Source organism: Fulvivirga marina (assembly GCF_016775155.1).
GTDB classification, from domain to species: domain Bacteria; phylum Bacteroidota; class Bacteroidia; order Cytophagales; family Cyclobacteriaceae; genus Fulvivirga; species Fulvivirga marina.
The window spans coordinates 62,853-75,634 of the sequence record NZ_JAEUGD010000058.1; the positions used below are offsets into that span (position 1 = coordinate 62,853).

Below are 12,782 nucleotides of genomic sequence, written 5' to 3' on the forward strand. Positions count from 1 at the left end.
TCATTTCTACTATTCCGCAAGACTTATTCATCTGCAACTTTTAAAACCAAACAACCTTTTTTATGGCCGCTTTCTACATATCGGTGAGCTTCAACTACCTGCTCTAATGGGTAGCACTTATCTATAATCGATTTTATTTTTCCTTCCTTAAGCAATGTTGCGAGATAACGCAGATCTTGCGGAGTCTCCTCTGCAAAATCAAAAATCACATTCTTTCCGCTCCATTTCGCCTTGATCATTTTAACCGGACTCGGATTGGCCAACAGGTAACACCCATCATCTTTGAGTATGCCTAAGCCTTTTGAAAATGGTGTGCTGTAGATCAAGTCAAATATAACATCATACTTTTGGTCATTTTCAAAATAATTCTCTCGGGTATAGTCAATTACATGATCTGCTCCAAGTGACAATAACATATCCAGCTTATCTCCGCTATCAACAGCTGTTACTTCTGCTCCATAGTTTTTGGCAAGTTGCACAGCATAGGTACCTATGCTGCCTCCTCCCCCAATGATCAATACCTTTTGTCCGGGCCGGATGTTGGCCTTTCTTAAAAAATGTAGGGCATTAATCCCTCCTACCGGCAGGGTCGCGGCATCTTCATGGCTTACTTCAACGGGCTTTACAGCCATGTTTTTAGGATCTCGGCTCATATATTCCGCATTGGCTCCCATATACATACCTCCAGTACCAAAAATATGATCTCCTTCTCTGAATGAAGTTACTTTGCCCCCCACAGCCTCTACTACTCCCGAAAACTCAGCTCCTGCTACCAACTTTCTGGGCTTGTTGAAACCCATAAACAGACGTAAAGGGATGCGTGTCCATAAAGGTAACGTCATACCCCTGATCTCACAGTCTCCCATAATCACTGTTGAAGCATGAACCTTAATGAGTACTTCATTCTCTTTAGGCGATGGTTTTTCCACTTCCTTAACTTGGAGAACATCCGGAGGACCATATCGAGTGACAATAGTTGCTTTCATATTTTAGGTTTTAGGTTATTATAATTGGAATGTAATTAGTCAGGTTTAACCCTGCAATGAATTAATCATAATTAAACATTACATCCTCGTAAAAAATGATAAGTGATATATACGGCGGCTTGATGGTCAGGGTTTGGGGTGGATGCACATGACCATAAATGCAGCGTCAATAAACGAATAAATACACTCCTATCCCTGCCTAATAAAAATTAAAAGGATATATTGGAAGTCATCGTCTTAAAACAAATTTAAAAATGGAAAACGAAAATCTTTCAAGCCCCCTGGATCACATGGCAGGCAGCGGGAAAAGTGACTTGGTAATAACGCAGGAAATAGCTGGTTATTTAAATGAGACTGGTAAATGGGGTAGGTTCATTGCCATCCTCGGATTTATCGGTACCGGGTTTATTATACTAGCAGGCTTATTTTCTGGCACCATGTTATCTACTATGGGATCGCAGGCTGATATGCCTTTTCCCGGTTTTGTAATTGGTTTAATCTATGTGGTCATGGGACTTTTATACTTCTTCCCTTTGTACTATTTGTATAACTTCTCTACCAATATTCGAAATGCTATCCGCAGTGGCAATAATCACGAACTCAGTGTAGCTTTCAAAAACCTGAAATCGCATTACAAATTTATAGGTATACTTATAGTAGTTATGATAGGCATTTATGTATTAGCCATTATCGGAGCCATTGTATTTGGTGCTTTTGGAGCCCTTGGAAATTTTTAAATAATAGAATCTCCAAATAAACAAGCAGAATTAAAGTGTCTACCCATATCCATGGAGGGCACTTTACCTCTGCTTCTTTCTATTCCAATACAAACCCTTTTCCGTGTACATTCCTGATTCTCACTGAACTTCCCTCTTGCAAATACTTCCTCAGCCGTGAAATAAAAACATCCATACTCTTTCGAGAAAATTCATCCGTTGAGCCCCACAAAGCTGTTAGCAATTCTTTTCTGGAAACCAGTTTACCCTGGCGCTCCATCAACCTTTTGAGCAAGTCATTTTCCCTGGTTGTTAATCGGTACTTATTTGTACCTACCTCAAGTAACTGCTCTTTATATTGGAGGTTAATGTTAGAAAACCGTAGTTGTACTAAATTCTGCTGCTCTCTTCTACTCATAATAGCCTCAATCTTCGCCACCAATACCTCTTCATCTATCGGTTTAGTCACATACTCGTCAGCTCCCAGCCTGTACCCTTTTAGTTGGTCTATTTTAAAATCGCGGGCTGTAAGAAAGATAAAGGGCGTTTCCGGACATATTACTTTGAGCGACTCCGCTAAGGAAAATCCATTACCATCGGACAAGCCCACATCAAGAATGGCTAAATCAAACTGAGCAGTTTGCAACTTCTCTGACGCTGCTTTTTCACCCTTTACCCAGATAGTTTTAAAAGACTTCATTGTCAGGTATTCTGACAATATGTAGCCAAAACTTGAGTCATCTTCTACGAGCAATACATGCATATCATTCGATCATTTTCAGTTCTGCCAGTGGTACTCGTAATACTATTTGTGTTCCTTCTTCTTCTGGTGAAGAAATTATTTCAACACTTCCTTTATGTGCTTTCATCACTTTCTTAACATAGAGCAACCCCAAACCTGTAAACATGCTGTTTTTCCCTGGCTTGTTTGGATCAAACCCCTGCCCATTATCTCTATGTTCAATACTAAGATACTCTCCCTGCACTTTCATCACTATAGTCAATCGCAATCCTGAAGGATTATGTTTAATGGCGTTTTCCCACAAATTAAAATATACCAATGTGAGATGATATTCATCCACTGAAGCCATTACCTCCTCCTTTTCAAAATCTGTTTGTACGATTACCTGTTCCTGCTTAAAGACAGGATCCATTTGCCTCAGAGCATGCCGAGTTACGGCTACTACATCTTGCACGGCACAGTTTAACTGTAGCCCTTGTGCTCCCGACTTTACCCATTGCAATACTGTTTGTATATGCTTCTCCAACCGATTACTCTCCAGATGTATGATATGAAGCATTTTATTATGCATAAACTCATCGGATTTTAAAAGCATGTTGGTTCCAAGCCGTATAGAGGCCAACGGCGTTTTAAACTGGTGCGAAAGGTGGTTGATAAATTCATTCTTTTGCTCAATAAGCTTCTTTTGCCTTGAATTCAGGTATATGGAGAAGGCAAACAATAACGATAAACCAATAACAAATACGAAAACCAGATAATCCGGCCAGGCTATCCGTTGATTATCCTTTCTAAAAACAGCCAGAAACATCACGTCTTCATCTGTACCAAACATGGCTCTGATATCTGCTACTGAGTGGTTTATAATCATACCTCCCTCCTGATCTGTAAAAGATATGGATACCAGGCATGACAGACAGGTTTCTACCTCGCTTGTTTTCAATAGCCAGTACTCCTTTTCCGATACACTAGCCAGTACTACACTATCCCGATCTTTATCAATCACTCCCCACTCCATGGCTTCATCTTCGAAATACAATTGGAGCAATGAATCCACAGCACATTGGAATGAAGATACCATTTCATGATCCAGATCATCAATATCAAACCCCTCTTCACCCCATGCGGTGGATGATTTCAAAGCGGTACCTAAGGTTCGCAAGTCATTTTTTGCCTGCTTATTAAATATTTCATCCCTCAATGTCTTCAATTCTCCAAGATGATTTAGCTGCCAGCCAATAATTCCACAAAAAAAGAGAACAGAAAGCAAAACGACCCATAAATTCTTTACCAGCATCGAAGCAAGGTAAACAAGAATTGTATTCAGGAAAAGCGATTTAAGTCTTTTAGGTTTTTATTAAGCTTTTTCACTTTTCATTAACCATCATTCGTAATGGCTTAACCAAAATTAAGAATATCAGGAACTAGGTTTGAGTAAAAAACAAAACCATGAAGACACTCATATTAATACTCACGCTGGTTCTCTCCGGTAAACTTATAGCTCAAAACCAATTTGAAAAATTTGATATGCTCAGCCTGAAAGCATTCAGGGCCATGGAGCAAAAAAACTATCGGGGTGCCCTTAACCATTACCATGAAGCCTTTAAAGAGAAAGGGATAGCCGAACAACCCGAGTACTTAAATGCCATAATTTGTGCCGCACGAGTAGGTGCTGTCGATAAGGTGCAGGAGATAACCTGCGAAGCGGTGATACAAGCAGGAGTAAGTCTGGAGCCCCTTACTACTCATGAAGACCTCATCGATATAAAGGTTTTTCAGCAGTTTATCCATGATAAATACGACTCTCTTTACAAACTTTATTACCAATCTATACCTAACCTCACAGTTTATTTAAAAGTAGAAGAGCTTATGGCCAGGGATCAGTTTGTAAGAAAACTGGATGATTACTATTTCGGCATTACAGATGGTATGAAAAGTGAGGCTATTCCCTTGTATATGGAGGCTCAGAAAAAAAATGATACGCTGGCCATTAAGAAATATAAGGCAATCATCTTTCCTAAGCTTGAAGAAGAATTAAAGCAGTACAATCAAAAAATGATGCAGACCATTGATTCACTGAATATCAGTGAGTTGATTAACATTACACGTGAGCATGGCTGGCAAAAAAATGCGTGGTTTCTACTATGGCATCAGCGAGGCAGTTATGGTGAGGATACACCCACATGGAAATTCTTTAAAAAGGCCATTGATCAGGAAATAGCTAAGGGACAGCTCCCCAAGAGTTTTTGGGCACCTTTTGAAGATCTGCGATCTATCAGAACCACCGGTGTTTCTATATATGGGTATCACCCGGGAAAGGTAGACCCTGAAAAGGTTAACCAAAATCGTGAGCTAATAGGTTTGCCGGCTCTAAGTGATGACGAAATTAAAGCTCGCAATGATAATCCAAGGGCAGGAAGAATGTTTTAGTCTTATTAATTGGATAGCCCTTAAGCCAAATAAAGGGGACAGTCATTATCCCCTTTAAAATTAAGAGTGCTTACAGTAGGTCTCTTTTTCAAAATCGTCGATGTTCATCGATATGATCGGGACATCTGCAAACATCGCTTCTACCCGCTCTACAATACGCTTTGTCAGATTGGCTTTCTGCTCCACTGTTCTTCCTTGCAGTATATAGCCGAAAATGTGAATGAAATCGGCTTTCTGATTTCCATTATTATAAAAATCATACGGCTTGATCCGGACTTTAATATCCCCTTCAGCAAACAGGTTTGATTCCTCAGCAGCATTATAAACCTGCTGCATGATTTCATCAGGAGTCTTAATTTCAATAATATTTTTCGAGCACTCAATAATAAAATGTGGCATTAGTTTTATCTCCTTTTAGTTTACATTTTTTCCCAGACAACTTCGGCTATTACTGATTGACCACCCTGGGTGGTGCGAGTCACCACATACTTTATTTTATTGTTTTCCAGTGTAAACGATCTTTCCTGTACGGTGCCTTCCCAATTAGGAAATGAAGCATGCGCTATATTGAAGGTGATGGTCTTCTCGGTGCTATTGAGCTGGTAGGTGCCATAATGCGAGTTTGTTCCTTTTACAATAGAAGCATACTCTTCAGGAGTACAATTGTTTTTATCCGCTGAAGCTATTTTAGGTCTCGATGCTCTTAAAATCTGAATGGCATAGTTACCTTCATCGTCAAACATCAATAAGCCATCAGGATTTTCGCCGTAGGGATGAACTCGCGTTCCGTCAGGGTAAATATTGTCTATGGATACCAACGACCACGGACCTACTAACTCAACATCATTTTTTTGAGCAAATACACTCAAGGCACTTGCAAAAGCCAACAGGGTCAACATTACTTTCTTCATATTTCTCATAGCAAAAGATTGATTAAGTGTTTTTAAAACTTCTTGCGCAAAGCTGTTCAAAACACATAAATTTGTAAAACGTTATTTTTCTATCATATCGATCGATAAAACCGATTTAGAGTTTTGGAACTAAGACAGTTACGGTATTTCTTAAAAGCCAAGGAACTCCTCAATTTCACGGAGGCGGCTTCCCACTTATATATTAGCCAAAGCACCCTCTCTCAGCAGATAAAGCAGCTTGAAGAAGAGCTTGGAGTATTGCTGTTTGAAAGGATCGGTAAGCGAATTAAACTCACTGAGGCAGGTGAATTGTTTTCGACCTATGCTCTGCAAAGCATTAACAGCGCCAATAGTGGATTACAACTGCTAAAGGACCTCAATGAATTAAATACTGGAGAATTAAAAATAGGTGTTACACATGGTCTCAGGCATCTACTGACCTCTGCGCTCATAGAATTTTCAAAGCGCTACCCAAAAATTACAGTACAGGTAACTTTTGGCACCTCAGACGAACTGGTAGAGAAGCTTGAAAAACTTGAATTGGATTTCGCTCTTTCATTTCAGGACGTTGAAATGAAAAAACACTTTAACTACCTGCTGCTATTTGAATCTCCCATGTGCCTGGTGGCTTCAAATGCTTCTCCTATGACGAAGCGAAAAGACATTCAGCTTAATGATATTGCGCCGCTTCCTTTGGTTTTGCCAGCAAAAGGTTTTAGCACAAGGCATTTTCTAAATAATTCTGTTCAAGACAAGCACATGAGCTTAAACGTTGCTATGGAGATCAATGATATACCAACATTGCTTGAGTTGGTTAAAACAGGCAACCATTTTACCATATTAGCAAAAACCACCGTCCATGACACGAAGGGTGTCGTTACAATTCCTATCAAGGAGAAAAACATGATCCGACGAGGGGTGGCAATTTCTATGAAGGAGGTTTATGAGAAGAAAGCAACACAAGAATTTTATAAAGTCATTCAAGGGTTGATTTGACACACCTCATATTGTAAAACGTTATGCTTTACCTCCCCCCTCACAGGCTCAAAATTCCCCTACTCCCAATCCCTCAACCTGTCAATATATAAATAAGACTCTACAAATGCTCTGTGTTTCTCACTCGTAAGCTTTTCGAGCAACTCCAATGATGATATGTAGGTGGCTAGGTTACCGTTAGAGGAAATAAACTTCCCGTCCTCTACATAACTAATCAGGGAGTCATCCTGCACGAGTAGGTTTGGGTAATTCTTCTGAAGCTCTTTTCCACCTCCAACCCAGGTGACTATTTTCTTGCCATCCGCAATACCAGAGGCTCCTATCAAATGTGCACCCGCGCAGTTACTAACTGTATATTCCGTTTCGTTATTTCTTTCTTTGATGAAGTTGACTATTTTACTGTTGTTTACCTGGGCATGCATATCATACGCACTCGGCACCATCAACACCTTAAGCTTCGGGCAATTCTCGAAAGTATAATCAGGGATTATTTTCAGACCTTCTTCAGAAACTAATGGCTTATCACTTTCTGCAATAGTGATTACATTAAAGAGCTGTTCGCCACTCTCTGTTGGCTTTGCAAATACATCCAGTACCGCAGTAACTTCTGTGGTAAGTACACCTTCATATACAAGTAGCCCTATAATCGGAAGACCTTCCTTAATAGGTTTTAGCTGCTCGTTGTTAGCTGTACTACCTCCTATCTCCTGCTTCAGCTGTTTTTGTGCATCTTTTTTTGTGTCACACCCTGATAAAACTACGATGAGTATAAGGGTAAGTATTTTCATTCCTTTCATAACCGGTATTCGTTTAAATTTGTGACAAAGGTATCCTGCACATTATAGAAAAAACTTGAACCAGTTTAAGAAACCGGCTTTCTTCTTAATTTGCTCACATATTCAGGAGTTAATCCAAGATAGGTTGCTATCAGGTACTGAGGCACGCGGTTGACAAACTCAGGGAATTCATCTCTAAACCGGTAAAATATCTCCTCCTTCGAATAGGTAAAAATGTACTGTAGTCTCCGTATAGCTGCTCCGTAGCCTACTTCATATATTTTCCTGAAATAACTCTCCATAACCGGATGCTCGGCAAAGAGCTCCTGCTGTTTTTCATAAGTTATGCAAAGCACTTTTGAGGCCTCTACAGCCTGAAGACAATACTCTGTTTTTATTTGATGATGATATGCCAAAAAATCGGTAATCCACCAGTCCTCAATAGCAAACTGGATGGTTTTTTCGGCTCCATTATTATCTATAAAATAGGTGTGAAGACAGCCCTGCAAGACAAAGTAAAGATGGTCACACTTCTCCCCGGCATGGGTGACAGTATCCTTTTTGGCCAGGTTGAAATGATCAAAATAGCCCAGCAACTTACTACACTCGGCTTTGTCAATGTCAACAAACCTTTTAATATGGTTATAAAGCGCGTTATTCATAAGTGTTTCTTAAAGTTATCCTACGAACAGACCGAGGCCAGGTTACTTCAAATGTTTCAACAGGTTTACCTCCTTACATTTGTTAGGCACCTTTTTCGTAAAAACCTTATGATCATCCAACACCCATACTTGGTCATGGATGCCTTTATACTCTATGATATAGTTATTTTCTATATACACGCGCTTCCTTCGGCCTGAAAGAGAGAAGTCTCTTTTTCCATCTATCAGAATATTAACCGGTACACCTTCCTTAAGTTCTGCAATCTTATAGTTCTGCCTCTTCGGTTCGCCTACATTCCAATAGTCCCAATTCAAAAACAACTCGATAGCACCTCCAAAACGCAGTTTAAATATTTCCACGCCTTGTGCCCATGGTTTCGCTGCTCCCAGAAGTAAGCCTTTTTGCTGCCTTAGATATATTTTATAGCTCTGCTCAAGCTGTGTGGTATTATCGCCATGCAGCTGATCATTTAACTTCAAAAGATTCAGATAATCCTCATAGGTGTTGAAGTTGTTATCGACCAATACTATAAGATCCCTGAGGACACCTTCCCTGTTTTCGTAGCAATCTCGATTAATAACTACCTCTTCACCAACTGTGGTACCGGAGCTTAACTCATCTTTCCATTTCACATAGTCCTTTCTCGAGCCGTATTCTCTAAATTTCTTATCATACTCATACGAACAAGAAAATACCTGAATTACATGGCACGGCTTTTCATTAAGCTTTATCATTTTCACCCCATTTTGGTATAAGACCCCACACCTTTGGTCATGAGTCCTCTCCAATACAAGGTAGGAGTTTCCGGTATTTTAACCTACTATGTCGTTAATTGCATGAAAGATATTCAATGGGTACTCAGCAATGCGATTGCATAGGTATAAATACCACTCTTTGCCGTACACAAAGTAAACTTTGGCAGGGTGTCCCTGCTCCTTTAATACAGCCAATTGCTCCGCTTGTATACCATACAGGCTTTCAAACTCATAGATATCTTTTGATGGCTGGTATTTACTTATCAGCTTCAGCGCCTCCTGCTGGATGCTGTTGTCATGTGTGGCAATCGAACATAAGTGACCTTCAGACAATAGCGCATCCAAATAATGAAGATAAGTTTCATCAAGTTCTCTCCCTCTGGGTAGGGAAACACCTGTAGGCGTATCAAAAGCTCCTTTAACCAGTCTGATCCTACCCTGTTGCCTGATCAACTCCTGAAAATCATCTTTAGACCTGTGCAGATACGCTTGCATAGTGATCGACACATTGCTGTAATCTTTCACCACAGGCAAATACGTTTCCAAAACGTCGTCAGTACGGTTTACTCCTTCTGCACTGATGATCACTTCTGTACCATGAGCCTTCGCAGCATCCAGAATACGGATGATGTTGGCTTGTGCAAGCTCTTTGGATATAGCCAGACCTATATGGGAAAGATCAAGAGAGATGGTGGAATAAAGCTTTTGAAATGCAATTTCTTCAGCCATTTTCACAAACTCATCCGTTGCCTTATTGGCTTCCTTTTCAGTAAGTGTGTTTTCTCCCATAAACTCCATAGAGCATTTGTAACCACGGGCATTTTCCAACACCACTTTTTCTATGGTTTCATCCATCGTTTCACCGCCTATGTATCGGTCGGCTGCTTTTTTAAGTGCTTGAAATAAAGCGGGGCTGTTCAACAAATATTCTTTAGCCTGTTCATTCAACGCTGCTTTTTTAAGCGATTTTGCTCCAAGTTCAATGAGTTCCTGATCCATGTTGTATTTTTTGTAGTAAATATTTTAAAAAGATGATACCCCCCAACGAATAGCCAGATCACATTTACTGCACTAGAAGGGTAAGCTGAGTAATACATAGTATTTATCAGTAAAAGCAAACCACCCACCACATTGATCAACTGATACGGCAAACCTTGAGGGTTAAGTTTACCCTGACTATTGAGCCAATAGCCTGCTATTATGAAAACGGATCCCGTCCACCCAAGTGCATCAAACAAGTATTCTGACATATCGAGAATTATAGATTTATTAATTTAAATTTTTTTAAAGCTCGGAGGAAAGAGATTGAATAAACTTCTCAATCTGCTCTTCATTCCTTTTATAGTAGGTCCATTTTCCTATTCTGGTACCAATCAAAAGGCCTGCCTTTTCCATCATAGATAAATAGTGTGAGGTAGTAGACTGAGACAAGCCCAGTTTATTCTGAATATGACATACGCATACTCCGTCATCGAAATTGGGGACATTAACTTGAGGCGGGAAATTTTTTTCCGGATTTTTCAGCCAGGCCAAAACATCAACCCTAGCCTTATTAGATAGCACCTTGCTCATTTCTACAATACTCATGGTTTAAATGTAATTACATATCGAGAATTATCAATATATTATTTACAATTTTTTACTGCATAATTATGCATTGCCCTACGAAAGCCGCTCATTCAAATGGCTTGCCATTATTAACGATTCTAAATACGCTGAGTCCTCTACGTGAGATTATTCCAGGAAAGATAAAAATTGTTCTACAAGCGCAACCTTACTTTGGTTGGGTTCTATTTCAGCCAGCTGATCACTAATAGATGATATCTCTGACACATAAAAGAAATTATCCAAGGAAACACTTTCTTCGAATAGCTTAAATATGGGTAGTTTAAAAAAAGCTGATGCGCCTGTTTCGGTAAATTGCACGATCAATGCCGCTGTTTTTGGGGCATAGTTTATGAGTCGTACAGTTTTTCTCAGGCCTGAGAAAGTAGCTGAAGGTAATTTCCCGCTATCATGATATGAGATCTGCCCTTTAAAACGGAAAGCTAAAGCAAATAAGGTGTTAGGCTCTACCCTGTTAACTATTTCGTCCTCACTTTCAATGATCCTGTAAGCTTTGATAAATGGCCTTAGCCGGCCGGTAGGTCTGTATTCACTTATCCTCATTTATCTCAGCTTTGTTTACATTTTGATCATTTTACGATACTTAGACAAATCAGTTTACGAAAACAATCAGGCTATCGTTTCGCCCCTTTTCCATATACCTTAAACCGTACTGTCCCATAATTTTCTAAGTCAGGCGCTCTAGAAGTACTTACTATAATAAGTTGACTAGAAGTTAGTTTATAAATAAAATAAACAATGCTATAAGCCAATGGAGCCACAATTGTTTTTAAAACAATTCGGACAGCATGTCAAAAACTTAAGATTAGAGAAAAATATATCGATTCAAGAAATGGCAAAAACCTGTTCAATTTCAGAGCTAAAGATTGTGCAGCTAGAAGATGGTCAACTAAACTCATCTCTACCTTTACTTATGAACATCGCTGATGCTCTTGAAGTTGAATTACATGAATTATTTGTATCAAACGCATAAAATGGAAAAGAATACTACTGGTACGTCCCTCAATAAAGACCTGGCCATATTTTTAATCAAAAGAGCTAAAAGCAGCAAAGTTTACCTATGAGCTAGGCAAGTTGGGCTTTGACCCTACTGTTTTCTCACTTGACCTCAACAAGGCTATCTTAATACTGGCGGGCTTTCCAAACCATGATGACGATGGCCTTCTGGACTGGTATTATGAAACTCTGGAAGAATACAGTAAAAAACTTAACTGCGGAAATGATGCTGCGCTTAGCGAATTGGCTTTGGAATTTTATCTAAGACTTCAGGTTAAAGTTATAGGTTTTGGAGCAGCTGGCACTATAACGAAGAGTCTTCTGCATGAGACTCTACCAGAAAGGCAGCTGGTATAACAAAAAATCCTCTGGAACCTGGTTCGCAGAGGATTTTTGTTGTCTATAGTTGGCTTTATGATACAAGTATACTGCTTACCTGTAGTATACGAAAACCTGTAGCGACCAAATGCAAGATAACCGGTTGAAACCATGAATTATTCCTATGAATGAAAACAAGGGATGGGAAGAATTCAAACTGGGTGAAGCTGGAAAGCGTATCTCATCACTCAACCGGCCCAAAACAAAAAATCCCTCCGGAACCTGGTTCTCGGAGGGATTTCTGTTGTCTATAGTTGGCTTTAATTGATACAAGTATACTGCTTACCTATGGTAGAAGAAAACCCACATCGACCAACCGCAATATGAAAGGTTGAGTGTCAAATAATACCTGCGAATAAAAAACAAGGGAAGGGAAGAATTTAAACTGGGTGAGGCTAGAAAGCGTATCTCATCACTCAACCAGACCGAAACAAAAAATCCCTCCGGAACCTGGTTCTTGGAGGGATTTCTGTTGTCTATAGTTGGCTTTAATTGATACAAGTATACTGCTTACCTATGGTAGAAGAAAACCTACATCGACCAACCGCAATATGAAAGGTTGAGTGTCAAATAATACCTGCGAAAAAAACAAGGGAAGGGAAGAATTCAAACTGGGTGAGGCTGGAAAGCAAATCTCATCACTCAACCGGCCCGAAACAAAAAATCCCTCCGGAACCTGGTTCTTGGAGGGATTTCTGTTGTCTATAGTTGGCTTTAATTGATACAAGTATACTGCTTACCTATGGTAGAAGAAAACCTACATCGACCAACCGCAATATGAAAGGTTGAGTGTCAAATAATACCTGCGAA

General features: G+C 39.7%; 18 protein-coding genes. 6 read left to right on the top strand and 12 right to left on the bottom strand.

Features of this window, described 5'->3' with window-relative positions:
• Positions 1-23 precede the first annotated feature (23 nt).
• A complete protein-coding gene (locus JMN32_RS16650) occupies positions 24-986 on the bottom strand; it encodes an NAD(P)-dependent alcohol dehydrogenase (protein WP_202857491.1) in 963 nt (320 codons plus the stop codon).
• A 254-nt stretch (positions 987-1,240) separates the two neighbouring features.
• On the opposite strand from JMN32_RS16650, the gene JMN32_RS16655 reads away from it, so the two are divergent.
• Complete coding sequence (locus tag JMN32_RS16655) at positions 1,241-1,723, top strand: DUF5362 family protein (RefSeq protein ID WP_202857492.1); 483 nt, start codon at positions 1,241-1,243, stop codon at positions 1,721-1,723.
• Between the two features lie 79 nt (positions 1,724-1,802).
• On the opposite strand, the gene JMN32_RS16660 is transcribed toward JMN32_RS16655, so the two are convergent.
• Entirely contained in the window at positions 1,803-2,465 is a 663-nt protein-coding gene (locus JMN32_RS16660; protein WP_202857493.1) for a response regulator transcription factor, read from the bottom strand.
• 1 nt (position 2,466) lies between these two features.
• Positions 2,467-3,738 carry a sensor histidine kinase gene (locus JMN32_RS16665; protein WP_202857494.1) on the bottom strand — a complete coding sequence of 424 codons (1,272 nt, stop codon included), beginning with the start codon at positions 3,736-3,738 and terminating at the stop codon, positions 2,467-2,469.
• A 152-nt stretch (positions 3,739-3,890) separates the two neighbouring features.
• Between JMN32_RS16665 and JMN32_RS16670 the strand changes: the two genes are divergently transcribed.
• On the top strand, positions 3,891-4,871 hold the full coding sequence (locus tag JMN32_RS16670; protein WP_202857495.1) for a hypothetical protein: 981 nt from the start codon (positions 3,891-3,893) through the stop codon (positions 4,869-4,871).
• A 60-nt stretch (positions 4,872-4,931) separates the two neighbouring features.
• Here JMN32_RS16670 and JMN32_RS16675 read toward each other — a convergent pair whose 3' ends face one another.
• Together JMN32_RS16675 and JMN32_RS16680 are read right to left on the bottom strand one after the other, a co-directional pair.
• On the bottom strand, positions 4,932-5,270 hold the full coding sequence (locus JMN32_RS16675) for a 5-carboxymethyl-2-hydroxymuconate Delta-isomerase (protein WP_202857496.1): 339 nt from the start codon (positions 5,268-5,270) through the stop codon (positions 4,932-4,934).
• A gap of 20 nt (positions 5,271-5,290) precedes the next feature.
• Positions 5,291-5,791: a lipocalin-like domain-containing protein gene (locus JMN32_RS16680; protein WP_202857497.1), complete on the bottom strand. Its 501-nt coding sequence runs from the start codon at positions 5,789-5,791 to the stop codon at positions 5,291-5,293.
• Between the two features lie 114 nt (positions 5,792-5,905).
• Between JMN32_RS16680 and JMN32_RS16685 the strand changes: the two genes are divergently transcribed.
• Positions 5,906-6,778 (top strand): LysR substrate-binding domain-containing protein, encoded by an 873-nt coding sequence (locus JMN32_RS16685; protein ID WP_202857498.1) that lies wholly within the window; start codon positions 5,906-5,908, stop codon positions 6,776-6,778.
• Positions 6,779-6,837: 59 nt separating this feature from the next.
• Here JMN32_RS16685 and JMN32_RS16690 read toward each other — a convergent pair whose 3' ends face one another.
• The 7 genes from JMN32_RS16690 to JMN32_RS16720 form a co-directional block, all read right to left on the bottom strand.
• The gene (locus JMN32_RS16690) at positions 6,838-7,575 is read right to left on the bottom strand and encodes a DJ-1/PfpI family protein (RefSeq protein WP_202857499.1); all 738 of its coding nucleotides are present in this window, start codon (positions 7,573-7,575) and stop codon (positions 6,838-6,840) included.
• A gap of 65 nt (positions 7,576-7,640) precedes the next feature.
• Positions 7,641-8,216 (bottom strand): Crp/Fnr family transcriptional regulator, encoded by a 576-nt coding sequence (locus JMN32_RS16695; RefSeq protein ID WP_202857500.1) that lies wholly within the window; start codon positions 8,214-8,216, stop codon positions 7,641-7,643.
• A 42-nt stretch (positions 8,217-8,258) separates the two neighbouring features.
• Positions 8,259-8,951: a hypothetical protein gene (locus JMN32_RS16700; RefSeq protein WP_202857501.1), complete on the bottom strand. Its 693-nt coding sequence runs from the start codon at positions 8,949-8,951 to the stop codon at positions 8,259-8,261.
• A 78-nt stretch (positions 8,952-9,029) separates the two neighbouring features.
• Positions 9,030-9,971, bottom strand: a complete 942-nt coding sequence (locus JMN32_RS16705) for a proline dehydrogenase family protein (RefSeq protein WP_202857502.1) — start codon at positions 9,969-9,971, stop codon at positions 9,030-9,032.
• Positions 9,917-10,222, bottom strand: a complete 306-nt coding sequence (locus JMN32_RS16710) for a CBU_0592 family membrane protein (RefSeq protein WP_202857503.1) — start codon at positions 10,220-10,222, stop codon at positions 9,917-9,919. Before JMN32_RS16710 ends, JMN32_RS16705 begins: the two co-directional genes overlap by 55 nt.
• 34 nt (positions 10,223-10,256) lie before the next feature.
• Positions 10,257-10,559, bottom strand: a complete 303-nt coding sequence (locus JMN32_RS16715; RefSeq protein WP_202857504.1) for an ArsR/SmtB family transcription factor — start codon at positions 10,557-10,559, stop codon at positions 10,257-10,259.
• A gap of 147 nt (positions 10,560-10,706) precedes the next feature.
• Entirely contained in the window at positions 10,707-11,141 is a 435-nt protein-coding gene (locus JMN32_RS16720; RefSeq protein WP_202857505.1) for a DUF6597 domain-containing transcriptional factor, read from the bottom strand.
• A gap of 208 nt (positions 11,142-11,349) precedes the next feature.
• Here JMN32_RS16720 and JMN32_RS16725 point away from each other — a divergent pair, with 208 nt between their 5' ends.
• The 3 genes from JMN32_RS16725 (at position 11,350) to JMN32_RS16735 (ending at position 12,240) form a co-directional block, all read left to right on the top strand.
• Entirely contained in the window at positions 11,350-11,571 is a 222-nt protein-coding gene (locus JMN32_RS16725; RefSeq protein WP_202857506.1) for a helix-turn-helix domain-containing protein, read from the top strand.
• A gap of 101 nt (positions 11,572-11,672) precedes the next feature.
• Positions 11,673-11,951 (top strand): hypothetical protein, encoded by a 279-nt coding sequence (locus tag JMN32_RS16730; protein ID WP_202857507.1) that lies wholly within the window; start codon positions 11,673-11,675, stop codon positions 11,949-11,951.
• Positions 11,952-12,096: 145 nt separating this feature from the next.
• Positions 12,097-12,240: a hypothetical protein gene (locus tag JMN32_RS16735; protein WP_202857508.1), complete on the top strand. Its 144-nt coding sequence runs from the start codon at positions 12,097-12,099 to the stop codon at positions 12,238-12,240.
• Positions 12,241-12,782: the final 542 nt, after the last annotated feature.

What these genes read in the sequence shown, in the direction of transcription:
- JMN32_RS16660 (WP_202857493.1), bottom strand. Translation starts at nt 2,465, where the DNA reads ATGCATGTATTGCTCGTAGAAGATGACTCAAGTTTTGGCTACATATTG.
- JMN32_RS16705 (WP_202857502.1), bottom strand. Translation starts at nt 9,971, where the DNA reads ATGGATCAGGAACTCATTGAACTTGGAGCAAAATCGCTTAAAAAAGCA.
- JMN32_RS16665 (WP_202857494.1), bottom strand. Translation starts at nt 3,738, where the DNA reads ATGCTGGTAAAGAATTTATGGGTCGTTTTGCTTTCTGTTCTCTTTTTT.
- JMN32_RS16735 (WP_202857508.1), top strand. Translation starts at nt 12,097, where the DNA reads ATGAATGAAAACAAGGGATGGGAAGAATTCAAACTGGGTGAAGCTGGA.
- JMN32_RS16720 (WP_202857505.1), bottom strand. Translation starts at nt 11,141, where the DNA reads ATGAGGATAAGTGAATACAGACCTACCGGCCGGCTAAGGCCATTTATC.
- JMN32_RS16695 (WP_202857500.1), bottom strand. Translation starts at nt 8,216, where the DNA reads ATGAATAACGCGCTTTATAACCATATTAAAAGGTTTGTTGACATTGAC.
- JMN32_RS16670 (WP_202857495.1), top strand. Translation starts at nt 3,891, where the DNA reads ATGAAGACACTCATATTAATACTCACGCTGGTTCTCTCCGGTAAACTT.
- JMN32_RS16680 (WP_202857497.1), bottom strand. Translation starts at nt 5,791, where the DNA reads ATGAGAAATATGAAGAAAGTAATGTTGACCCTGTTGGCTTTTGCAAGT.
- JMN32_RS16715 (WP_202857504.1), bottom strand. Translation starts at nt 10,559, where the DNA reads ATGAGTATTGTAGAAATGAGCAAGGTGCTATCTAATAAGGCTAGGGTT.
- JMN32_RS16700 (WP_202857501.1), bottom strand. Translation starts at nt 8,951, where the DNA reads ATGATAAAGCTTAATGAAAAGCCGTGCCATGTAATTCAGGTATTTTCT.
- JMN32_RS16725 (WP_202857506.1), top strand. Translation starts at nt 11,350, where the DNA reads ATGGAGCCACAATTGTTTTTAAAACAATTCGGACAGCATGTCAAAAAC.
- JMN32_RS16690 (WP_202857499.1), bottom strand. Translation starts at nt 7,575, where the DNA reads ATGAAAGGAATGAAAATACTTACCCTTATACTCATCGTAGTTTTATCA.
- JMN32_RS16650 (WP_202857491.1), bottom strand. Translation starts at nt 986, where the DNA reads ATGAAAGCAACTATTGTCACTCGATATGGTCCTCCGGATGTTCTCCAA.
- JMN32_RS16710 (WP_202857503.1), bottom strand. Translation starts at nt 10,222, where the DNA reads ATGTCAGAATACTTGTTTGATGCACTTGGGTGGACGGGATCCGTTTTC.
- JMN32_RS16675 (WP_202857496.1), bottom strand. Translation starts at nt 5,270, where the DNA reads ATGCCACATTTTATTATTGAGTGCTCGAAAAATATTATTGAAATTAAG.
- JMN32_RS16655 (WP_202857492.1), top strand. Translation starts at nt 1,241, where the DNA reads ATGGAAAACGAAAATCTTTCAAGCCCCCTGGATCACATGGCAGGCAGC.